Origin of the sequence: Variovorax sp. Root318D1 (assembly GCF_001424835.1) — a bacterium.
Classification (GTDB): domain Bacteria; phylum Pseudomonadota; class Gammaproteobacteria; order Burkholderiales; family Burkholderiaceae_C; genus Variovorax.
On sequence record NZ_LMCQ01000001.1, the window covers coordinates 497,980 to 519,672 of the forward strand.

The 21,693-nt window shown below is 65.3% G+C and carries 24 protein-coding genes; 15 read left to right on the top strand and 9 right to left on the bottom strand.

Going from position 1 to position 21,693, the window contains the following annotated elements:
• The first annotated feature begins 1 nt into the window (after nt 1).
• From ASC78_RS02290 to ASC78_RS02305, 4 genes are all read left to right on the top strand, one after another.
• The gene (locus ASC78_RS02290; protein ID WP_055795724.1) at nt 2–1,342 is read left to right on the top strand and encodes a type II toxin-antitoxin system HipA family toxin; all 1,341 of its coding nucleotides are present in this window, start codon (nt 2–4) and stop codon (nt 1,340–1,342) included.
• Between the two features lie 114 nt (nt 1,343–1,456).
• Nucleotides 1,457–2,089, top strand: a complete 633-nt coding sequence (locus ASC78_RS02295) for a TetR/AcrR family transcriptional regulator (protein ID WP_055795726.1) — start codon at nt 1,457–1,459, stop codon at nt 2,087–2,089.
• Complete coding sequence (locus ASC78_RS02300; RefSeq protein ID WP_082517391.1) at nt 2,070–3,767, top strand: PEP-utilizing enzyme; 1,698 nt, start codon at nt 2,070–2,072, stop codon at nt 3,765–3,767. Before ASC78_RS02295 ends, ASC78_RS02300 begins: the two co-directional genes overlap by 20 nt.
• A 15-nt stretch (nt 3,768–3,782) precedes the next feature.
• Nucleotides 3,783–4,643, top strand: a complete 861-nt coding sequence (locus ASC78_RS02305) for a PEP/pyruvate-binding domain-containing protein (RefSeq protein WP_055795734.1) — start codon at nt 3,783–3,785, stop codon at nt 4,641–4,643.
• 408 nt (nt 4,644–5,051) lie between these two features.
• Here the strand turns inward: ASC78_RS02305 and ASC78_RS02315 are convergent, their stop codons facing one another.
• Complete coding sequence (locus tag ASC78_RS02315; RefSeq protein ID WP_157634355.1) at nt 5,052–6,011, bottom strand: LysR family transcriptional regulator; 960 nt, start codon at nt 6,009–6,011, stop codon at nt 5,052–5,054.
• 42 nt (nt 6,012–6,053) lie between these two features.
• Here ASC78_RS02315 and ASC78_RS02320 point away from each other — a divergent pair, with 42 nt between their 5' ends.
• Nucleotides 6,054–7,220: a mandelate racemase/muconate lactonizing enzyme family protein gene (locus tag ASC78_RS02320; RefSeq protein WP_055795742.1), complete on the top strand. Its 1,167-nt coding sequence runs from the start codon at nt 6,054–6,056 to the stop codon at nt 7,218–7,220.
• A gap of 29 nt (nt 7,221–7,249) precedes the next feature.
• Nucleotides 7,250–8,227 (top strand): tripartite tricarboxylate transporter substrate-binding protein, encoded by a 978-nt coding sequence (locus ASC78_RS02325; RefSeq protein WP_055795975.1) that lies wholly within the window; start codon nt 7,250–7,252, stop codon nt 8,225–8,227.
• A 12-nt stretch (nt 8,228–8,239) separates the two neighbouring features.
• Here the strand turns inward: ASC78_RS02325 and ASC78_RS02330 are convergent, their stop codons facing one another.
• A complete protein-coding gene (locus tag ASC78_RS02330) occupies nt 8,240–9,184 on the bottom strand; it encodes a LysR family transcriptional regulator (protein ID WP_082517392.1) in 945 nt (314 codons plus the stop codon).
• Between the two features lie 90 nt (nt 9,185–9,274).
• On the opposite strand from ASC78_RS02330, the gene ASC78_RS02335 reads away from it, so the two are divergent.
• Nucleotides 9,275–9,694: a nuclear transport factor 2 family protein gene (locus ASC78_RS02335; protein WP_055795744.1), complete on the top strand. Its 420-nt coding sequence runs from the start codon at nt 9,275–9,277 to the stop codon at nt 9,692–9,694.
• Nucleotides 9,695–9,715: 21 nt separating this feature from the next.
• Here ASC78_RS02335 and ASC78_RS02340 read toward each other — a convergent pair whose 3' ends face one another.
• From ASC78_RS02340 to ASC78_RS02360, 5 genes are all read right to left on the bottom strand, one after another.
• Entirely contained in the window at nt 9,716–10,201 is a 486-nt protein-coding gene (locus ASC78_RS02340; protein ID WP_055795746.1) for a DoxX family protein, read from the bottom strand.
• Nucleotides 10,198–10,986 carry an HvfC/BufC N-terminal domain-containing protein gene (locus tag ASC78_RS02345; protein ID WP_055795748.1) on the bottom strand — a complete coding sequence of 263 codons (789 nt, stop codon included), beginning with the start codon at nt 10,984–10,986 and terminating at the stop codon, nt 10,198–10,200. Before ASC78_RS02345 ends, ASC78_RS02340 begins: the two co-directional genes overlap by 4 nt.
• Nucleotides 10,983–11,825 (bottom strand): MNIO family bufferin maturase, encoded by an 843-nt coding sequence (gene bufB / locus ASC78_RS02350; protein WP_055795750.1) that lies wholly within the window; start codon nt 11,823–11,825, stop codon nt 10,983–10,985. The genes ASC78_RS02345 and bufB overlap by 4 nt, the downstream gene beginning before the upstream one ends.
• A gap of 25 nt (nt 11,826–11,850) precedes the next feature.
• Nucleotides 11,851–12,138 (bottom strand): BufA1 family periplasmic bufferin-type metallophore, encoded by a 288-nt coding sequence (locus tag ASC78_RS02355; RefSeq protein ID WP_055795751.1) that lies wholly within the window; start codon nt 12,136–12,138, stop codon nt 11,851–11,853.
• 206 nt (nt 12,139–12,344) lie between these two features.
• Complete coding sequence (locus tag ASC78_RS02360) at nt 12,345–13,235, bottom strand: MBL fold metallo-hydrolase (RefSeq protein ID WP_055795753.1); 891 nt, start codon at nt 13,233–13,235, stop codon at nt 12,345–12,347.
• 116 nt (nt 13,236–13,351) lie between these two features.
• On the opposite strand from ASC78_RS02360, the gene ASC78_RS02365 reads away from it, so the two are divergent.
• From ASC78_RS02365 to ASC78_RS02375, 3 genes are read left to right on the top strand one after another with little or no spacing between them, the layout of a single operon-like run.
• Complete coding sequence (locus tag ASC78_RS02365) at nt 13,352–13,678, top strand: ArsR/SmtB family transcription factor (protein ID WP_055795755.1); 327 nt, start codon at nt 13,352–13,354, stop codon at nt 13,676–13,678.
• Nucleotides 13,675–14,109: a YeeE/YedE family protein gene (locus ASC78_RS02370; protein WP_055795757.1), complete on the top strand. Its 435-nt coding sequence runs from the start codon at nt 13,675–13,677 to the stop codon at nt 14,107–14,109. The genes ASC78_RS02365 and ASC78_RS02370 overlap by 4 nt, the downstream gene beginning before the upstream one ends.
• Before the next feature lie 11 nt (nt 14,110–14,120).
• On the top strand, nt 14,121–14,603 hold the full coding sequence (locus ASC78_RS02375; protein WP_055795758.1) for a YeeE/YedE family protein: 483 nt from the start codon (nt 14,121–14,123) through the stop codon (nt 14,601–14,603).
• Nucleotides 14,604–14,665: 62 nt separating this feature from the next.
• Here ASC78_RS02375 and ASC78_RS02380 read toward each other — a convergent pair whose 3' ends face one another.
• The gene (locus ASC78_RS02380; protein ID WP_055795760.1) at nt 14,666–15,469 is read right to left on the bottom strand and encodes a Crp/Fnr family transcriptional regulator; all 804 of its coding nucleotides are present in this window, start codon (nt 15,467–15,469) and stop codon (nt 14,666–14,668) included.
• Between the two features lie 219 nt (nt 15,470–15,688).
• Between ASC78_RS02380 and ASC78_RS02385 the strand changes: the two genes are divergently transcribed.
• From ASC78_RS02385 to ASC78_RS02405, 5 genes are all read left to right on the top strand, one after another.
• Entirely contained in the window at nt 15,689–16,198 is a 510-nt protein-coding gene (locus tag ASC78_RS02385) for a hypothetical protein (RefSeq protein ID WP_055795761.1), read from the top strand.
• 141 nt (nt 16,199–16,339) lie between these two features.
• A complete protein-coding gene (locus ASC78_RS02390) occupies nt 16,340–17,200 on the top strand; it encodes an FAS1-like dehydratase domain-containing protein (protein WP_157634356.1) in 861 nt (286 codons plus the stop codon).
• 36 nt (nt 17,201–17,236) lie between these two features.
• The gene (locus ASC78_RS02395) at nt 17,237–18,427 is read left to right on the top strand and encodes a CaiB/BaiF CoA transferase family protein (RefSeq protein WP_055795764.1); all 1,191 of its coding nucleotides are present in this window, start codon (nt 17,237–17,239) and stop codon (nt 18,425–18,427) included.
• Between the two features lie 10 nt (nt 18,428–18,437).
• Nucleotides 18,438–19,265, top strand: coding sequence for an HpcH/HpaI aldolase/citrate lyase family protein (locus ASC78_RS02400; protein ID WP_235504960.1), 828 nt, complete (start codon nt 18,438–18,440; stop codon nt 19,263–19,265).
• A 38-nt stretch (nt 19,266–19,303) separates the two neighbouring features.
• Nucleotides 19,304–20,650 (top strand): class-II fumarase/aspartase family protein, encoded by a 1,347-nt coding sequence (locus ASC78_RS02405; protein ID WP_055795767.1) that lies wholly within the window; start codon nt 19,304–19,306, stop codon nt 20,648–20,650.
• A 4-nt stretch (nt 20,651–20,654) separates the two neighbouring features.
• On the opposite strand, the gene ASC78_RS02410 is transcribed toward ASC78_RS02405, so the two are convergent.
• Nucleotides 20,655–21,602, bottom strand: coding sequence for a LysR family transcriptional regulator (locus tag ASC78_RS02410; RefSeq protein WP_055795769.1), 948 nt, complete (start codon nt 21,600–21,602; stop codon nt 20,655–20,657).
• Nucleotides 21,603–21,693: the final 91 nt, after the last annotated feature.

Here is a 21,693-nt window from a genome sequence, read left to right on the forward strand (position 1 = left end):
CATGGGCAGGAAATCCCACGCCCAGACGCTTTCGATCTGGGCCAACGGTTTGCGGGTCGGCACCTGGCGCATTCCGGCGCGCGGCGCGGTCGAGCTCCAGTACGACCGGGCCTGGAAGGATTCGCCGGCTGGCCGGCCGCTGTCGCTCTCGCTTCCTTTCGGCGTCGACGACGCGCCGCTCAGGGGCGAGCGGGTGCAGAACTATTTCGACAACCTGCTGCCCGACAGCGACGCCATCCGCAAGCGCATTGCCAGCCGGTTCGGCACAGGCTCGGTCGATCCCTTCGACTTGCTGAGGGCCATCGGACGCGACTGCGTCGGTGCTGTCCAGTTGCTCGAAGAAGATGAAACACCGGGCAACGTGCAAGGCATCGACGCCACAGCGCTCCGCGACAAGGACATCGAGCAGCTCCTCGAGCAGACGGTTTCCTCCGCGACCCTCGGCGCGAACGTGGACGAAGACGACTTCCGCATCTCGCTGGCCGGTGCGCAAGAAAAAACAGCGCTGCTGCGGCACAAGGGAAAGTGGCTGCGCCCGCATGGCGCGACGCCTACCACGCACATACTCAAACTGCCGCTGGGCCTGGTGGGCAACAGGAAGATCGATCTCGGCACCTCGGTCGAGAACGAGTGGCTGTGCCTCAACATCCTGCGGGAGTACGGGCTGCCGGTCGCGCAGACCGACATCCACACCTTCGGCCGGCAGAAGGTGCTGAGCGTCACGCGCTTCGACCGCCAGCTGCATCCCGACGGCAGCTGGTATCTGCGGCTTCCGCAGGAGGATTTCTGCCAGGCCCTGGGCGTGCCGCCCCACGCCAAGTACGAGGCCGATGGCGGCCCAGGCGTCGAGCACCTCGCCCGCATCCTGCGGCAATCGGAGAATGCCGAGGGGGACCTGCGCACGCTGCTCACCGCGCAGATCCTGTTCTGGATGCTGGCCGCGCCCGATGGCCATGCCAAGAACTTCAGCCTGCACTTGCTTGCGGGCGGCCTGTTCAAGCTGACGCCGCTCTATGACGTGATGTCGATCTGGCCCGCAGCGGGCGCAGGCCCCAACCAGTTCAACTGGCACCGCACCAAGCTGGCCATGGCCGTCTCGGGCAAGAACCGGCACTACCTGATGAAGGACATCCAGCGCCGGCACTTCAATGCCATGGCGGCCAGGTGCTTCTTCGCGCCTTCGGCGGAACCGATCATCGAGCGCATCCTGGAACAGACGCCCGCCGTCATCGACAAGGTAGCGGCCGCCCTGCCCCGCGGCTTTCCGGGCCACGTCAGCGACGGCATCCTGAATGGGCTGCGCGGGTCCGCGAAGCAACTCGCAGGGATGGCGGCGGGCTGATCTTTTCCAGTACCGGGCTCGCACGCCGCATCGACGCCGTGAGGCGGCGCGGCAATTGACGACACGTCAGCATGCCTTCTTGACACGATGCCGTGACATGACTATTCTTTTGTCATGAGCACGACCACCACGTACGAGAGCCCGCTCCGCGCAGAACAGATGGAGCAGACGCGCCTTCGGATACTGGAGGCCACGGCAGATGTGCTGGCGGACGAAGAGGTCAACGAGGTCACGGTTCCGCTTGTCGCTGTGCGCGCCCGCGTGTCGGTCCGGACCGTCTACCGGCACTTCCCGACCAAGGAGGCTCTCTTCGACGAGTTCGGTGAGTGGGCGGAGGAGCACCTCCGGGTCGTCCTCCTTTCCTACCCGGACACGCTCGAGGGCGTCCGCGAGATGGCGCCGGCGCTCTATCGCATGTACGACGAGCGAGCGCCGCTGATCCGTGCCCTTCTATCGAAGCGCGGACAGGAGATCCGGGCCCGCACGCGGCGCCGGCGGCTGGCGACGTTCGAGAAAGCGATGCGGGAGGTCACCGACGGGCTCGAGCCGGCCGAGCGCCAACGCGCCCTTGCGGTGATCTACCTGCTCGTGAGCGCGCCCGCTTGGCAGGCAATGCGCGACCAGTGGGAGCTCGAGGGCCAGGAGGCCGGCAAGGCCGCCGCCTGGGCCGTACGCGTGCTGACGGACGAACTTCGCCGCAATCCGGCAAGCTTGAAGGAGGTTGGTAATGATGACACTCGTCGCTGAACAGACCTTCGCCCCACCCGGTCCCGGGTCGTGGTTCCTCGACCCGACTCACTGGACGCGGCCGGTGACCCGCTTCCAAGCGGAGATCTTTCCCGAGCCGTTCCAGCGCGGCTTCGGCGAGAGCCTCAGCCGCTACGGATCGTTGCTCGAGTACCTGGAGGCGGGCTTCGTCAACGGGTTCCCGTACTATTGCGCCCGTGCCGCCGGTGCGCCGAGGGACGCGGTCGGTCACCCTCCGAAAGAGGCGTGGGACGAGCTCGCCCGCAGTCTCCCCATGATTCGGCGCCGGCTCGAGACAAGCGCGACCGTCTTCGAGCGCAAGCTCTGGCGCGAGGACCTCGAGCGCTGGGACCGGGAGGTGAAGCCCGCGGCGATCCGGGCTCACCTCGCGCTGCTCGCGGTCGACCCGGCGGCGCTCGACACACCTGCGCTCCTCGCATACATCGATCGCTGCCGCGAGAACCAGATCCGTGGCGCGTACATCCATCACCTCTTCAACGTGCCGGCGCTCCTGCCGGTGGGCGACTTCCTCGTGCACGCGCAAGAGTGGACAGGCCGCTCGCCGGCCCAGTTGCTCAGTCTCCTCCAGGGCGCGAACCCCGACCCGCTCGGTGCAGGCGAGGAGCTCGAGCGACTGATCGGCGCGCTCCTACTGGATATGACGGCGACGGCCTTGCTCACGTCGGCCGGAGAGCCGGGCGAGGTGGTCGCCGCGCTTCGCTCGCTGTCCGGCGACACGGGCCGGCTCGCTTCGGCATACGTCGATCGTGTCGCCTGGCGGCCGGTCAACGGCGAGGACGTGGGCGACCCGTCGGTGCACGAGCTTCCGGAGCTGATCGTCGGAGCGATCCGCGCAGCATTCGATCGCCTCGACGCTCCACCGGCGAACGACCTGGACCGCAAGACCTCCGAGTTGCGCGACGCAGTGCCCGCTCGGCATCGCGATGCCTTCGACGCGCTGCTCGAGGAGGCTCGGGCGACCTACCGGCTACGCGACGAGCGGGGCATCTACGCCGACCTCTGGGCGATCGGGATCATGCGGCGCGCGATTCTGGCGGCCGGCCGCCGGCTTGCGGCGGCGGGGCGGCTCGCCGATCCCGGCCATCTCGTCGAGGCGGGCTACGCGGAACTGCGAAGCCTCGTCGAGTCCGGCGACGGCCCATCGGGCGAGGAACTGGCCGAGCGTGCGCGCTACCGGCTCAAGGCGCGCTACGCGGATGCGCCGGCGTTTCTCGGTGGCGAACCGGGCGACCCGCTGCCGCCCGAGTGGCTGCCGCCCTCGGCGGCAAGGCTGGAGCGTGCGATCGGTGCAGCCGTGCAGGCGATGTTCGAGGCGCCGAAGCCACGCACCGATGAGCGAAAGGTTCATGGTCTCGGCGCCAGCCCAGGCGTGTACGAGGGAACCGCACGGGTGATTCACGGCACCGAGGAATTTGGCCGCATCGAGCGGGGCGACATCCTCGTGACGAACTCCACGACGACGGCATTCAACATCGTGCTGCCGCTCCTCGGCGCGATCGTGACCGACCGGGGCGGTCTGCTCTCGCACGCCGCGATCGTCGCGCGCGAGTACGGGCTGCCAGCGGTCGTCGGGTGCACCGATGCAACCTCGGTGCTCCTGGACGGCGCGAGGGTCATCGTCGATGGCACCGCGGGCGAGGCCGAGCTCGTCGCATGAGGGAGGCAGGCGGCGATGAAACCGGCAGCGCTTACCGAGGAGCTCGAGGAGAGCCTGTTCGGCGGCAAGGCCGCGCAGCTGGCCGCCGCGACGCGTGCGGGCCTGCCGGTTCCCGCGGGTGTCGCGCTTCCGTACGGGTTCGTGGATGCAGTCGTTGCTGACGAACGCGACGCGAAGCAGCAGCTGGCTGCAGTCTTTCGCACGCTTTGCGCCCCGCTCGTGGCGCGCTCGTCCGCAGTGGGTGAGGACTCCGAGCAGGCGAGCTTCGCAGGGCAGCACCTGACGCTGCTGAACCTGCGCTCCGAGCCCGAGCTCGTTGACGCCGTGTCCGCCATCTGGCAATCGGCGCGCTCGCCTTCAGCGTTCGCGTACCGCGAGCGCCTCCAGCTGCCCCGCGAGCCGAGAATGGGCGTCGTCGTGCAGGAGCTCGTCGACGCGGACTCCGCCGGCGTGCTCTTCAGTCGTAACCCCGTCAACGGATCGGACGAGCTCGTGGTCGAGGCGGCCTGGGGGCTCGGGGAGTCAGTCGTTGCCGGTCTGGTCATCCCGGATCGGTTCCGCCTGAGGCGTGACGGTGCCGTCGTCGAGCGCATCGCCGGACTGAAGGACGTCGCCATACGCACCGACCCGGAAGGCGGCACAAGCAGCACACACGTTTCCGAGGGGCTCGCCCGCGTGCTCTGCCTGGGCGATGCGCAGCTCGCCGCACTTCATGCGCTCGCGCTCCGCTGCGACGAGGTGTTTGGCGGATGCCACGACATCGAGTGGGCGTTCGCCGGCGGCCGGCTCTACCTTCTGCAGCGGCGAGCGCTTACGGCGATCCCAAGTCCAGCTGCAGGCGGCCACACCGACGAGCAGGTGCGCTTGCCCAACTAGCAGACCCGAAACGACCGGCCGCTGTTGGCCGTTTGCGGCATCACGGGGCGAATCCGTTGATGCTCCAGAAGGCTCGCAGAATCAGCGCCTCCACAAACCACCACTGGCCGAGGAGAAAGCCTATTGCTACCACCGCGATGGGCACGGCCTTCAGTTTGGTTTGTCTAAGAAGCCGCGCCGCAAGTACTACGCTGAACATCATAAGGGCCGCCAAAAACGCGTAATACCATTTGCTTCCGGCAAGACTCTCTCGCACAAGAGCGGTGAGTCCAGAAGCAAGGGCAAACGCCGCCCATGGCCCAACGCTCCGCAATCGACTCGTCGTTCGTCTTACCATGACTGGTTGCTCATTTTCTATGTCCTTGCTCTATCCCCGTCGCGACGAACGAGGAACCAGAACGAGGCCGCTCATTCCCTGATCGCAGCAGTCCAGAATTCATTCGCCGCCTTCCCCAGGAGCTCGCTGTCTCGATAGAGCCTGATTTCCAGCGGAACGGCCCACTCGCTGCTCGCTGCGGCGACAAGGCGCCCTTGGCCGATGTCTTCCTCCACGAGGGTCTGCGGCAGCCATGCGATGCCCCTGCCTTCCAGCGCCATCGTCCTGAGGACCGAGGCGAGATGCGCCGTGAAAACGACCTGGACAGACAGCGGCTCCAGCCGCCGGCTGACCAGGGTACGCATGATGCGTCCCAGCCCGGATTCCTCCGTGTACAGGAGTACCGGTACGGCCGATGCGCCCTTGCGTGAAAGCTGATGCAGCGGCTTGCCAGAGTCATTGGGCGCGGACACTGCGATCAGCATGTCCCCACCGATCCGGGCTGATTTGTACGGGTCTGCATCGAGCGCGCCATGCGCATCAGGATGTGCGTGGCTCAGTACGAACTGAACTTTGCTTTGCAGCATCAGCGATTCGCAACGCTGAAGGACGTCGGACATGAGCTGCACCGGCCCCAGCGTGATGCTCGACTCGAGGCTGCGAATCCATCGCGGCAGAAACGTCATGGAAAGCGCATGCGTGCACGCAATGCGCAGGGTGACCGAACTGGCCTCCGCCACTTTCCTGGCGTCGCCCGGCACGCGGGCCACCCTGGCGGTCAATTCCTGCGCCACGCCAGCAAACCACTCGCCGACTTCGGTGAGTGTGGCGGGCTGCGTGCTGCGGTCGAACAGGTCGGCGCCGATCCACTCTTCCAGCGCGCGAATGCGGCGGCTGAATGCGGGTTGGGAGCTATGGCGCTCATCTGCCGCGCGCGAGAAGTTCCCTGTTGCCGCCAGCGCCAGGAAGTCATCAAGCCAGATCAGGTTCATGTCCGGTTCGTCCAGCGCATAGAAGTTGAGAAATTGAACATTGGCCGAAAAAGAGGGCATGGCCGACCATTCAGTCTCCCACTCACCCCTCTGGAGACAACCGTGAAGATCGTCGAAATCCGCGAGAAGACCATCCCCATCAGCTCGCCCATCCGCAACGCCTACATCGACTTTAGCAAGATGACGCTGAGCCTGGTCGCGGTGATCACCGACGTGATCCAGGGCGGCAAGCCCGTCATTGGCTACGGCTTCAACTCGAACGGCCGCTACGGCCAGGGCAAGCTGATGCGCGAGCGGTTCATCCCGCGCATCATGGAAGCGAATCCGTCGTCCCTCGTCGACGACAGCGGCAATAACCTCGATCCGCACAAGATCTGGAACACGATGTTCACCAATGAGAAGCCAGGGGGCCATGGCGAGCGCTCGGTGGCCATCGGCACCATCGACATGGCGGTGTGGGACGCGGTGGCCAAGATCGAAGGCAAGCCGCTGTTTCAATTGCTGGCCGACCGCTATGGCGACGGCAAGCCCAATCGCAAGATCTTCGTCTACGCAGCGGGCGGCTACTACTACCCGGGGCAGGACCATGGGAAGCTGAAGGACGAGATGCGCAGCTACATCGACCGCGGCTATACCGTCGTGAAGAAGAAGATCGGCGGCGCCTCGCTTGACGAAGACCTGCGCCGCATCGACTCGATCATGGAAGTGCTGCAGGACGGCCAGAAGCTCTGCGTCGACGCCAATGGCCGCTTCGACCTGGAAACCGCGATTGCCTATGCCAAGGCCCTGTCGCAGTACGACCTGTTCTGGTACGAGGAGCCGGGCGACCCGCTGGACTTCGAATTGCAAGCCGCCCTGCGCAATTTCTACAAGAACCCGATGGCCACGGGGGAAGACCTTTTCTCGATGCAGGATGCGCGCAACCTGATCCGCTACGGCGGCATGCGCCCGGACCGCGACTGGCTGCAGTTCGACTGCGCGCTCAGCTACGGCCTGGTCGAGTACCTGCGCACGCTGGAGATGCTGAAGGAACATGGCTGGTCGGCCAGCCGCTGCATCCCGCATGGCGGTCACCAGATGTCGCTGAACATCGCGGCTGGCCTCGGCCTCGGCGGCAACGAGTCGTACCCCGACCTGTTCCAGCCGTTCGGCGGCTTCCCGGATGGCGTGAGGGTCGAGAACAGCTTCGTGACCCTGCCCGACTTGCCGGGGATCGGCTTCGAGGGCAAGGCCGATCTGTACCGCGAAATGCAGGCGCTTTCAGTCTGAAGCAGATGGCCCAACAAGGAGACAACACCATGAAAAGCATTTGGCGCTACGCCGCTGGCATCGGCCTGCTCGCTTCGGCCACGGTGGCCTCTGCAGACTTCCCGGACAAGCCCGTCACGCTGGTTGTCCCATTCGCGGCCGGCGGCCCGAGCGACAAGATCGCCCGCGACCTGGCCGAGGCACTGCGCAAGCCACTCGGCCAGACCGTGGTCGTCGACAACGCTGCCGGTGCGGGCGGCACGATCGGCTCGGCCAAAGTGGCGCGCGCCACGCCGGATGGCTACACGCTGCTGGTGCATCACATCGGCATGGCAACCGCGCCGGCGCTGTATCGCAAGCTCGCTTACAAGGTGCCCGATGACTTCGAAATGCTGGGCCTGATCAACGAAGCCCCCTCGGTGGTGATCGGCAAGCCGAGCCTGGAAGCCAACAGCTTCGCGGACCTGCGCAAGTGGATTGCTGCGAACGGAGGAAAGGTCAACCTGGCCCATGCAGGGCTGGGCTCCGCGTCGCACCTGTGCGGCTTGATGTTCCAGAACGCCTTGAAGACCAGCATGACCCCGGTGCCCTACAAGGGAACCGCGCCAGCCATGACGGACCTCATTGGCGGGCAAGTCGATCTCATGTGCGAGCAGGCCACCAACGCTGTTCCGCAGATCGAGGGCAAGAAGGTCAAGGTCTACGGCATCACAAGCCTGAAGCGCCTGCCGCTGCCATCGCTCAAGGACACCGCCACGCTGTCGGAGTCCGGGCTCAAGGACTTCGACGTGCAGGTCTGGCACGGCTTGTATGCCCCCAAGGGGACGCCGCCTGCGGTGCTGGAGAAGCTGAACGCGGCGCTTCGCACCGCCTTGAAGGATCCGGAACTCATCAAGCGTGAAGAGGCGCTGGGCCTCACCGTGGTGAATGACGACCGCTTGTCCGCGGCCGGCCACAAGAAGTTCTTGGAAGCTGAGAAGGTCCGCTGGTCGAAGGTCATCAAGGACGCCGGCGAATACGCCGACTGACCGACGAAGTGCCTACACGTAGTTCAAGAGAATCTTCGTGCGTTCTGCTGAATGCGCAGGTCCTGGCGCCTTGGAAATCAACTCCGCCTGTTGCTTCAACGTGGCGAACACGGGCCCCAAGACGCGACGCGATCGAATCGGTGTGAACAGATGCATCTCGTAGCGCGGAAGTGCCTCGCGCAGACGCAGGGGCACGATCTGGCCGTTCGATGCGCTGTCCAGCAAGGCCGGGTGCGGGAGCACGCCGAGCAAGTCGCTGTGTTTCATCAGGTGCAGAAGGCTGGCGTAATCCGGGCAGGACACGGCCACGCGTGGCGGCCTCATCCGGCGGACGGCAAAGGCCTCATGCAGTACATCCACGGGTCCGCTCACGCTGGGTCCGACGATGCCCCAGGACGCTGCTTGCAGTTCTGCCAGCGACCGCGCCTTGACCAAGGGATGAGCGCGATGGGCGTAAGCCTGCGGCGCAAGCTGATAGAGCGGCTGGGTGGTCAAGCCGGCGCCAACGTAGCCCCGAGGCTTCGGGGAAATTACCAGGTCGAGTTCGCCGGCCTGCAATCTGGCCAGCAGGCGCCCTTCGTCAGCGCTGGACATGTCGAGGCGCCGGCGAGGATGGCCATGGCACCAGGCAGCGTACAAGGACGGGCCGCAGACCAAGGCCGCGGACGGGGTCACCCCAACGCGCAGCGTGTCGCGGTTGTGCGGGCAGGCATTCGTCGCCGCAAGTGCGTCGATCCGCTCGGCGAAATCCATGCTCTTCAGCGCCGCTTGCAACGCCGCTTCGGTGGGCAGCACCCTGCGCCCGGACGGCACGAACAGCGGCGCGTCGAACTGTCGCTGGAGCTGCTTCATGCCGTGGCTGATCGCTGGTTGCGACACGCCACCAGCCCGCGCCGCCGCGGCGAAGCTGCCGTGCTCGATCACCAGCCTGAGGTATTGCAGGTACCGCAGATTCATAAACAACCTTTATCGATTGGCTGCCATTCTGGCTTGTCTGCGGGCGCGGTGTCTGGAACCATTCGCCCCTGAACTGACAAGGAGCCATGAATGAGCCAACTTCAACTGGAAACGGTGCGCACCTACCTGCGCCTTCTGCATGCGAGCGATACGGCGGGACTGATTTCCACTTTCGAAGACGACGGCGTCGTGCACTCCCCGTTTCTCGGGACCATGAAGGCACGCGACTTCTTTCCCAAACTGGCACAGGCCTCGAGCCAGAGTGTGATCACGCTGATCGACCTGTTCGCGTCGGTGCAGCTCGCGGACGACACGGTGCGCGTGGCGGCCTACTTCCGCTACGACTGGACGCTCAGTGACGGGAGATTGGTCGACTTCACCTGCGTAGACGTGTTCGGCTTCCGTCCGGGCAGCGACCGCATCAACAGCATGCACATCGTTTATGACACGCATCCCCTGCGCGAGCGGGTGGGTGACAAGTACGCGCCAACCCCTGTGCTCGACGCTTGAGCCGGCAGCCCGCGGGACGGTTCAGCGTACCCCCATCGCGTGGTCGAGCGACAAGCGGCCGCCGCCGCGTCCCACCAGGTACAGCAGCAGCGCAGCCCATGAAAGGTGCGTGGGCCATGCGTCCGGGTAGACGAAGACCTGGATCACCAGTGTCATGCCCAGCAGGGCCAGCGCCGACAGGCGCGTGAACAGGCCCAGCACCAGCAGCATCGGGAACAGGTGCTCCGAGTAGGCGGCCAGGTGCGCGGCAATGTCGGACGGCACGAAGGGCAACTTGTATTCGGTGCGGAACAGCTCATAGGCACTGTCGGTGAGGGTCAGGAAGCCCTCGACCTTGGTGCGCCCGGAGTAGAAGAAGATCGCCGCCACGCCCACGCGCGTGGTTAATGCCAGTGCGTCGTGGCTCACGATGCGCGTGAGCCGCTCGGCCACTGCGTTCCAGCGGGCGCGAAGACCGTCGTTGCTGCTGCTCTCGATGGGCGCGGGGGTCTGAAGGTGGGTGGTCATGGTGCTCTTTCGTTAATCGCGGACGATGCGGATGCGCCGATGAAAGCGCCGGCGCGCAGCAGGCTTGCAAAGACGCCCGAGATGTCCGCCTCGGGGACGGCAGCCAGCGCGTGTTCCGCCGCGTCGGCAAGGCTCGACCCGTCTGCACACGCGTCGAGAAAAGCGCAGCCGGCCCGGGTGATCTCGTGCCAGTTGACTGTGTCATGCGGCCGCGTCAGCAATGCGCCCTCGCCGCGCCAGTCCAGCTCTTCGCCCAAATCACCCTGCCGGCGATTGCGCTCCCAGATGCTGTAGACAGGCTGCGCATCGAACCAGGTCCAGCGTGCGGCCGGATGCGGCGTGAGTGTCAGGCCGGCGATTTGTTCGGGGGTGTGCTGCGCGATCCGTGCGGCGTCGGCGGCCGGTGCATCCGATGCGGCATGGGCTTCGCGCCAGAGGATGTCGAGTTGCGCAACGCCGGGCAGGTAGACGAGTTCTGCGGCCGGTTCGAAGCCGCGCAAAAAATCGGGAAAGCCGCCGCCGTAGTGCAGCAGGCGGCCGTCGCGCGGTACATCAGCGGCCACGTAGAGTGTGGCGGCGGCGCGAAACCATTCCTCGCCCACCAGCTGCGCCACCGTCGGAAAATTGGCCTGCAATGCGTCGATGCAAGCCTTCATCACGGTGTTGCGGTACACCGCGAAGGCCGGCTGTTGCGCGAGTGCCCGCACCGCCGGATGCATGGCTTGCGACGGATCGAACAAAGCCTCTGCAAAGGCTTGCTGGAAGGCGCCGCCTGGGGTGTTCATGCGGAGGCCTCCTGCGATACACGCTGCAGTTCGGCCGCGGCGCAATCCTGTTCGGCCATGAGCTCTTCGAAGGCCGGCACGTTGCCGTCACGCTCGATCAGCGTGGGCCGTGCGCCGGCACGTTCGACGAAGCGCCGGTACAGCTGCCAGACCTCCGGCGAAATCGGCGCGTCGTGCGAATCGATCAGCAAGGCATCGCCCAGCGTAGGGTCGGCCGTGTGGCCCGCAAGATGGATCTCGCCGACCAGCGCGCGCGGAAATCGATCGATCCAGTCCGCGGCGGAAAAACCGAGGTTGCGTGCGGACACATACACGTTGTTGATGTCGAGCAGCAGCTTGCAGTCGGTGCGCCGCGAAAGCTCGGCGAGAAAATCGATCTCGTCCCATTCGTGGCCGTCGATGTGCAGGTAGTGCGATGGGTTCTCGATGGCGATCTCGGTGCCCAGCGCGTCCTGCGTGCGCGCAATGTTGGAGGCGATGCGGTGCAGCGCGGCGGTGGTGCGCTGAAAAGGCAACAGATCGGGAAAGTACTGGCCGTTCCACGTCGACCATGCCAAGTGCTCCGAGATCAAGGCGGGCTGGATACGCCGGACAAGTTCAGCCAGCCGCTCGAGATGCGCGGCGTCGGGTTCTGCTTCGCCCGCGAGCGAGAGCGAGACGCCATGCAGCGACACCGGATGGCGCGAGCGAATCGCTTCGAGCCATCCGATGCGCGGCCCGCCCTCCACCATGTAGTTCTCGGGGTGCACCTCGAACCAGAGGCCCTCGGCACGCGCGCCGAGCGCGGCCTCGTAGTGCTCCGGCTTGAGGCCGACACCGGCCGCAAGAGTGGCAGACATGGCGGCGTAAGCGGTGCGTCGTCGATCAGGACTTGATCGGGGCCAGCGAGCCCATGCCCTTGGGCGTCTTGATCGTGGTGCAGGTGCCGGCCGGAACGTTCTTCCAGGCGTTGCCCTGGTAGTCGACCTTGGAGGTGCCCGCGCAGGTGGTGCCGGGGCCGGCGGCGCAATCGTTCTTGCCGGCCATGGAGATGCCGTAGCACTTTTCCATCGTGGCCATCTTGTCGGCCATGGGTTTGTCTTGCGCCATGGCGGAGCCGACGGCAAGGGCACCGAGCGCAAGAGCGGTGATCGCAAAAGAACGGTTGATCATGGATGAACTCCGAAGATTGATTGAGGTTTGCAACCACGCCTGAATGCGCGGTCACTTGCTAGTTCGCAAGCTGCGCAGCAAGGGTTACAGGGACGAGCTGGATCAGCAGATTTTTTTGCAGCCCGCAAGCGCCGATGCATGCACCGGTCACCCATCGTTGGGACGAGCAGCCGTGTCGAAGAGGGCGATACCGCCCAGCCCCAGGCTCACCCGCCGGCGATGCGGCGAACCGGCAGCGCATTCAGCGGAATGCGCAGGTAGCACACGCCGTTGTCATCCGCGGGCGGCAGCCGGCCGGCGCGCACGTTGACCTGGATCGACGGCAGGATGAGCGTTGGCACATCGAGCGTGGCGTCGCGCGCGCGGCGCATGGCCACGAACTCGTCCGCCGTGATGCCGTCGCGCACATGGATGTTGTGCGCGCGCTGCTCCGCCACCGTGGTCTGCCACTTCGCGACCCGCGACGCGGGCGGGTAGTCGTGGCAGACATACATCGGCGTCTCGGGTGGCAGGTCGAGCAGCCGCCGCATCGATGCATACAACTGGTACGCATCACCCCCAGGAAAGTCGGCCCGCGCGCTGCCCAGGTCCGGCATGAAGAGCGTGTCGCCGACGAACGCCGCGCCGCCGATGAGATACGCCATGTCGGCCGGCGTGTGACCCGGCACGAGGATGGCCGTGGCTTCGATCGCTCCGATGCGAAAGGTCTCGCCGTCCTTGAACAGGTGGTCGAACTGGCTGCCGTCCGGCAGGAAGCTGCGCTCCAGGTTGTAGAGCTTCTTGAAGGTGTCCTGCACCATGCGGATGTTCTCGCCGATGGCAATGCGCCCGCCCACCCGCGCTTGAAGGTAGCCGGCCGCCGAAAGGTGATCGGCATGCGCATGGGTCTCCAGGATCCATTCGACCTGCAGGCCATGCTCGGCCACGCACGACAGCACCCGGTCGGCGCACGCGGTGCCGGTGTGGCCCGACTTGAAGTCGTAGTCGAGCACCGGGTCGATGACTGCGGCTTGCAAGGTGGCCGGGTCCCATGCGACGTAGGTCACGGTTCCGGTGTTGGGGTCGAAGAAGGCCTGGACGGAGGCGGTTGTGTTCATTGGGCACCTCGCGGTTCGACCGGTCGATTTGATCAATGGGAAAATATTCTATATATTCATATAATGTTGTCAACGCCGATGAATGGAACGACCGACCGATGCCTGCTGCGCGAGCCATGAAATCCCCGCACCCCGTTTTCGATGCCGAAGTGCTGCGCGGCGCCGCCTCGCGTGCGGTCGGCGTGATGAAGGTGCTGGCCAACGAAGACCGCATGCTGCTTCTGTGCCAGCTCTCGCAAGGAGAGATGTGCGTGAGCGAACTCGAAGCGCAGCTCGACATCCGCCAGCCGACACTGTCCCAGCAGCTCGGCGTGCTGCGCAATGAAGGCGTGGTCACCACGCGCCGGCAAGGCAAGAACATCTTCTATGCGGTGGCCGACCCGGCGCTGCTCGAGATCCTCGCCCTGCTCTACCGCATCTACTGCCCGAAGGAGGAACAATGACCATCGACTGGCCTTCATTCACCCCATGGGCCGCACTCGCGGGCGGCGTGCTCGTCGGCGCGGCCACCGCGATGTTCCTGCTGCTCAATGGCCGCATCGCCGGCATCAGCGGCATCGTCGGCGGACTGCTTCGGCTCGTCAGCGGCGACGTGGCGTGGCGCGTGGCGTTCATTGCCGGCCTCGTCATCGCGCCGATGGCCTACGCGCTTTTTACGGACTGGCCGAGGCCGCAGATCGAAGCCGGCTACGGCACGCTGGTGTTGGCCGGTCTACTGGTCGGCGTGGGCACCCGCTACGCAGCGGGATGCACGAGCGGCCACGGCGTCTGCGGCCTGTCGCGCCTGTCGCCGCGCTCCTTCACGGCAACCGCGGTCTTCATGGGGGCCGGGTTCCTGACCGTGTTCCTGATGCGCCATCTTCTGAGCCTCTGAGGAACACTGCCATGGCCTTCTTCACTTCATTTCTCGCGGGCCTGGTGTTCGGCCTGGGCCTGATCGTCTCCGGCATGGCCAATCCCGCCAAGGTGCTGGGCTTCCTGGATATTGGTGGGCGATGGGATCCATCGCTTGCCTTCGTGATGGCAGGTGCGATCGCCGTCGGAGCCGTCGCGTTCGCAGTGGCAAGAAGGCGCACGCAGTCGCTGCTCGGCGCGGCCATGCGACTGCCCAGCCTGCAGTCGATCGATCGGCGCCTCATCATTGGCAGCGTCGTTTTCGGCATCGGCTGGGGCATCGCGGGCTTCTGTCCGGGTCCGGCATTGGTGGCAGTCGGCATGGGACAAGCCAAGGCGCTGGTGTTCGTGATCGCGATGTTGGTCGGCATGGGCGTTTTCGAATGGCTCGAGGGGCGCAAGGAAGCGAAGCACCAGCGAGGGAACCGTTCGAAGGCTTCTCATCGCGGTAGCCCCTCTCGCCGCGCACATTGATACGGCGTAACGCCGGGGGCGCGCGACGTTCCTGAGTAGCGACCAGCACGCTCTGCCAGCGGTTACTGCAGCAGCGCAGGCGCCGGCGCAAGGCAGCGCTGCACGAAAGCCGACAAAGCACTCACGTCGGGGATCTGCACGTCGCGGCGCCCCTTCTCGACAAACTCGATGACTTTGTCGCGCGCCAGCCGCGACAGCGCCCGGCTCACACTTTCCAGCGTCATGCCCAGGTAGTTGCCGATCTCGGCACGCGTCATGCGCAGCGTGATCTGGTCGGTGCGCATGCCGCGCTCGGCCAGCGACTCGGCCCAATAGCGCAGGAAATCCGCCACCCGCGCGTCGGCAGGCAGCGTGCACACCGACATCAGGGAATCGCGGTCATGGGAAATCTCGCGGCTCATCGCGGTGTGAAACACCTGCAGCAGCGCCGGCTCGGCCAGGCAGGCGGCGAGCAGCGATTCATACGACACCACCCAGACTTCGCCCGTGTCCATGGCCACGGCATCGCACGAGTAGTGTCCGCCGGCGATGCCGTCGAAGCCCAGCCAGTCGCCGCGGAATTTGAGGCCCACCACCTGTTCGCGGCCGTCCGCGGACAGGTTCACGATCTTGAACAAGCCCGAGTTCAGGATGTACAGGTTGCCGAAGCGCTCGCCGGACTGATAGATCACGTCGCCGGCGTGCACCACGCGGCGCTGAGGCGCGAGGCGCTCCTGCAGGAGCTTTTGCGTTTCCACCAGCTTCTGGCTCGCCCGCTCATGACCTGCCCGCTCTTGAACGGCCTTGCCGACCGGCGCCAGTGCGCGGGTGGCGAGAAAGCCGGTCATCGCCGGGGCGGCGGTTTCGGTGCGGGCGGGGTTGAACATGTGGGAGCTCCTGAGGTGTGTTGTGCGCATGTCGCGGGTCGATGAAGGGATGCTAGGAAGCGCCCGGCAACACAGTGACAACACTCGGAGTCGGTGGGTAACGCTGGGTGAATGGTTTGTGTCCGGTGCGTAACAGCGCCCGGCTTGGTGCGGCTTTGATCTGCATCAAGAACGGCGCGCATCGCGGGACTAGTCTTCCAGGGTTACACAAGGGAGTTCATGCGCTTTCCCTTCGAAATTCACAATTCGTCGGCTTTTCAGCTCTTGTTGCCCGAGGACGAGGCCGCCCTGATCGGGCGCGCACGTCTGCTCCAGGCGGCTTCGTTGCGCGCCACGCTTTCGCTGCAACTCAAGGGGAAAAATCTCGGGGTCTTTTGCGACGAAGGAAGCGAAGGCGGCGAGTGCCGGACGTTGTTCCAGCGTGCGGCGGAGGAAGTGGGCGCGCATGTCGCAACCATTCGCCCCGCCCTCGCCAGCCTTGGCAGCCCCGGTGAAATCCGGAATACGGCACGCATCCTGAGCCGCCTTTACGACGCGGTCGAATGCCAGGGCATGGCGCCGGATCTCGTGCGACAGATCAGCCGGGAAGCGGCCATTCCGATTTATGACGGCATCGCCTGTGCGGCCCATCCCACGGCGGCACTGGCGAACCAGCTCGACGACCGGAGTCTGCCCGCGGACAACAGGCGCTTCGTATTGCAGGCGTTGCTCTTGGGCAGCATCGGCTAACTCTGAGCCCGTGCACGCATTGTTTTTCATGCGCGGGATGCATCAATCGATCTGAATCTTGCAATTCACTTTCTTCTGCCATGGCGCGAGACTTGTTCGCAAGGGTCCTCGGAAGCAGGAGCCGCAACCGGAGACAAGTGAGTGACCCTGCAAGCTGAAGAACTTCGCGCCTGGATCGGACGCAGCGAGACCATCCAGGACGCCATCAACCCGACGCCCGTCATTGCACTGACCGCCACGCTGGACCACCCTGCGGCGCCCATAGAGGCCGGCACCTCCTTGCCGTACCTCTGGCACTGGTTGTACTTCCTGCCCATGCATCGACAGTCGGAAATCGGCGCCGATGGGCACGCCAAGCGCGGCGGCTTCCTTCCGCCGGTGCCGCTGCCGCGCCGCATGTGGGCCGGCAGCCAGTTCGAGTTTCGCTCGCCCATACGGGTCGGCGACCGCGTAGCGCGAACCTCGACCATCGACGACGTGACCATCAAAGAGGGCCGCACTGGCACGCTCGTCTTCGTGAAGGTCCGGCACGAGGTGCGCTGCAACGACAGCAGCGATCCGGCGCTCGTCGAGTTCCACGACATCGTCTACCGCGAGGCGCAGGGTCCGAACGACGTCGCCCCACCGCCGCAAGCCGCCCCTCTGCAAGCCCAGTGGAAGCGCTCCATCGTGCCGGATGACGTGCTGCTGTTTCGCTATTCCGCGCTGACCTTCAATGGCCATCGCATCCACTACGACAGGCAGTACGTCACCAAGGTCGAGGGCTATCCCGGCCTCATCGTGCATGGTCCGCTGATTGCAACGCTGCTGATGGACCTTCTTCGGCGCCAGATGCCGCAGGCCGATGTGGCCAGCTTTCGATTCAAGGCGGTGCGGCCGACCTTCGACCTTCATCCTTTCCACATTCAGGGACAACCTGAAGCGGACGGAAAAACCATCCGGCTTTGGGCCTCCGACCACGAAGGCTGGCTCACGATGGACGCGACTGCGGTCCTGCGCTGATCTCCATCACCCCCATCCACCCAGACAGAGCAACACATGCAGCCACTCAAAGGCCTCACGGTCGTCACGCTGGAGCACGCGATCGCGGCGCCTTTCGCCACGCGCCAACTCGCTGACCTCGGCGCACGCGTCATCAAGATCGAACGGCCGGGCTCCGGCGATTTCGCTCGGGGCTATGACGAGCGCGTGCGCGGACTGGCATCGCACTTTGTCTGGACCAACCGCTCCAAGGAGAGCCTCACGCTGGACGTCAAGCATCCCGAGGCGGCCGCGATCCTGGAACGCCTGGTCGTGGAGAAGGCAGATGTCGTGGTACAGAACCTCGCGCCCGGTGCCGCCGCGCGCCTTGGCCTGGGCTATGACAAGCTGTCTGCCGCAAAGCCGGGGTTGATCGTGTGCGACATCTCGGGCTATGGCGACGACCCGATCAATCCCGGGCCGTACCGTGACAAGAAGGCCTACGATCTTCTTATTCAGAGCGAAGCGGGGTTCGTCTCGGTCACCGGCACGCCCGATGAGCCTTGCAAGGCCGGTCCATCCATCGCCGACATCGCCGCAGGCATGTATGCGTACAGCAGCATTCTCGCGGCGCTGTTGCAGCGCGGCCAGACCGGCAAGGGCCAGCGCATCGACATCTCCATGCTGGAGTCGCTCGCCGAATGGACCAGCTATCCGCTCTACTACGCCTTCGAGGGGGCGGCCCCACCTCCGCGAACCGGCGCCAGCCACGCAACGATCTACCCCTACGGCCCGTTTCCCACAGGCGACGGCAACATGGTGATGCTGGGCCTGCAGAACGAGCGCGAGTGGGCCAGTTTCTGCGAGAAGGTGCTACAGCGGCCGGCACTGGCTACCGACCCTCGCTTCACCGCCAATTTCAAGAGAGTGGCCGAGCGCGACGCGCTGCGCGGAATCATCGTCGAAGCCTTCTCCTCCCTGACCAGGGCGCAGGTGGTGGAGAGGCTCGAGTTCGCGCAGATCGCCAATGCTCAGGTCAACACCATGAACGACGTCTGGGCCCACCCGCAATTGAAGGCACGCAAGCGTTGGACCGAAGTCGGCTCGCCGAATGGCCCGCTGCCCGCGATGCTGCCGCCCGGCACGTGGGAGGTGGGCCCGCGCATGGATCCCGTGCCGGCACTCGGCCAGCACACCGACGCTATCCTGGCCGAGCTGGGCTACGGCGCGGCCCAGATCGATGCGCTGCGCGCATCCAGGGCTGTCTGAGGTGGGCATCGTGTCCGTTGCTTCCAGCATCCCTCGCACCTACCTCTTCGTTCCCGGCACGCGGCCTGAACGCTTCAGCAAGGCGCTGGCCAGCGGCGCGGATGCCGTCATCCTGGACCTTGAAGACGCCGTTGCAACCGACGACAAGGCGCTCGCTCGCAACGCCATCGCAGATTGGTTCCGCACCGCATCCGCGGATGATCAGTCGCGCGCCGTGGTTCGCATCAACGACGCCGCGTCGCCGTGGTTCGATGACGACCTGGCGGCGCTGCGCAAGGTCGGGGCCCGCAGCGTTCTACTGCCCAAGGCCGAGTCTGCACAGCAGGTCGCGGCCACGCTTGCCGCGCTGCCCGGGGCCAGCGTCCTGGCGCTGATCGAGAGTGCACGCGGCGTGGCCGGAGTCGACATCGTTGCGGCCGCGGGCGTGTCGCGCCTGGTGTTCGGAACGCTGGATTTCGCATTGGACCTGGGCATCGAAATTGAAGACGACGCGTCGGGTCTCGCCTACGCGGCCAGCCGCATCGCGATTGCCTCGCGCGTGGCAGGTCTGCCGGCGCCGGTCGCCGGAGTCACGCCGCAGCTGGACGATCGCAAGCGCCTCCTGGCCGACCTGGCTTCGGCGCGTGCCCTGGGCTTCGGCGCCAAGCTGTGCATTCATCCGAGCCAGGTGGAGCCCATTCACACCGCGCTGAGACCCTCCGCAGAAGCACTGGAGTGGGCCGAGCGAGTGCTGGCAGCCGATGCAGCATCTCCGGGCGCTGCGCGGCTCGACGGCCGCATGGTCGATCGACCTGTGGTCCTGCAGGCACAACGCACGCTTGCCCTGGCCCGCAACTGACCCTCCCCTCAACATCCAGCCCAGAAAGATCCAACCTCATGGCCTCCACCATCATCGACTCGCGCATCTTTGGCGACATGTTCAGCGACGCGCGCATGCGCGACGTGTGGTCCGACGAGAACCGTACCGCCAAGTACCTGGACATCGAACGCGCACTGGCCAAGGTGCAGGGCGAGCTCGGCATCATCCCCAAGGAAGCGGCAGACGAGATCGTCCGCAACTGCGAGCTCTCCCAGATCGACTGGGCAAAGCTCAAGGCCAAGACCGAGCAGATCGGCTACCCGATCATTGCGGTCGTCAACCAGATCAACGCCAACTGCCGCGACAAGCTGGGTGAGTATTGCCACTGGGGCGCCACCACGCAGGACATCACCGATACGGCCGCGGTGCTTCAGATGCGCGAGGGTCTCGCTCTGGTCGAGCAGGACTTGGACGAGATCGGCGACGCGCTGGCCGCGCTGGCAAAGAAGTACCGCGACACACCCGTGATCGGCCGCTCCAACCTGCAGCAGGCCACCCCCATCACCTTTGGCTACAAGATGGCAAGCATCCTGGCCGGCATCGACCGTCACCGCGAGCGCCTGCAGCAGCTCAAGCCACGGGTGCTGATGGGGGAATTCGGCGGCGCTTCGGGCACGCTGTCGTCGCTGGAGAAGGGCGCGATGGAAACCCAGGCTGGCTTGATGAAGGAACTCGGCCTGGCTCAGCCGCTGATCTCCTGGCACACGGTGCGCGACACCATCGCGGAGGTAGGCGCCTTCCTTGGACTGGTAGGCGGTTCGCTCGGCAAGATAGCGATGGACGTCAAGCTGATGATGCAGACCGAAGTGGCCGAGGTGTTCGAGCCTTTTGCACCCGGCCGCGGTTCGTCGTCGACCATGCCGCAGAAGCGCAACCCGATCTCGTGCCTGTACATCCATGCCAACATTTCCGTGGCGCGCCAGCACGTCGCCGCGCTGATGGATGCGATGGTGGCCGACCACGAGCGCTCCACCGGCCCATGGGAGATCGAGTGGGTGTCATTGCCCGAGATCTTCTGCCTGATGTCCGGTGCGCTGAAGCAGACCAAGTTCATTCTCAAGGGCCTGGAGGTGGACGCTACCCGCATGCGCGCCAACATCGACCTCACGAACGGCCTGGTGATGTCGGAAGCGGTGATGATGGGTCTGGGGCCGTACATCGGCCGCGAGTACGCTCACGATCTTGTGTATGACCTGTGCCGCGAAGCGATCAGCAAGAATCGCCCGCTGATCGAGATCCTGTCCGAGCACCCGGAGATCAGCAAGCACGTCACGCGCGCCCAGCTCGACGCAATGTGCGACCCCGTCAACAACCTTGGCCAGGCTGGCGTGATGGTCGATCGGGTGCTGGCGGCGCGTCGCTGAGCCTTCAAGCCGAAGCGCGCTTTTTCCCCGCCTGGACGCGCCTGCCCTTCATCTCGGAGAAAAACTCGAAGAACTGCAGGGCGGCCGGAGAGAGGGTGCGGCCCTTGCGCCGGATCAGGCCCACCTTGCGGCTGACGACCGGGTCGACCAACGGCACGCTGACCAGCAGCGGATGATCGGCGCCCGGCATGGCGATCGAGGGAACCGCCGCGACGCCGAGCCCGGCTTCGACCAGGCCCAGCATCGTCGTGACGTGCTGCGCCTCGTAGATCGCCTGCGGACGACCTGGCAGACCTGATAGCGCCTGGTCCAGCAGCAGGCGATTTCCGGACGCCTTGCTCACCGAGATGTAGTCGTACTGCGCCAGTTCCGTCCAGCTCACCTTTCGCTTGCCCGCGAGCGGGTGGTCTCGCCGACAAGCGGCGACGAAGCGCTCTTCCATCAGCGGCTTGAACTCGATGTCCGGTTCCTGGCCGCCAATGAAGTTCAGTCCAAAATCCGCCTCGCCGCGCAACACGGCGGCCAGCACCTCGTTGGCGCTCGCATCGAAGACCTTGACCCGGACCTTCGGATAGCGCTCGTGATAGCGCGAGATCACCTGCGACACGAAGTAATAGACCGTCGATGGCACGCAAGCAATGGTCACCTCGCCCATGCGCGTTGTCGCCACGCCGCGGATGCCCAGCAGCGTGAGGTCCAGATCGTCAAGCAGCTGCTGCACCTTTCGATCGAAATCGCGCCCAACCGCCGTCAGGCTCACCCGCCGCGTGGTCCGCTCCAGCAGCCGTACCCCGAGTGCTTCTTCCAGCTTCTCGATGCGCCTGCTGAACGCGGGCTGCGATACGTGCAGTGCTTCGGCCGCCTTGCGAAAGCTGCTCAGTTCGGCAACGGCGCGGAACGCCTGAAGGTCGTTGAGGTTGAAGTTGATTGCCACGTCTCGTACCGCCAGCATGTTTTGACTGATCGACAGTGTGCATCAATCGATCCTAAACATGCAATTCACAGCAGGCTTCGAACCGAAGACCATAGGTCCACGGTCAAGG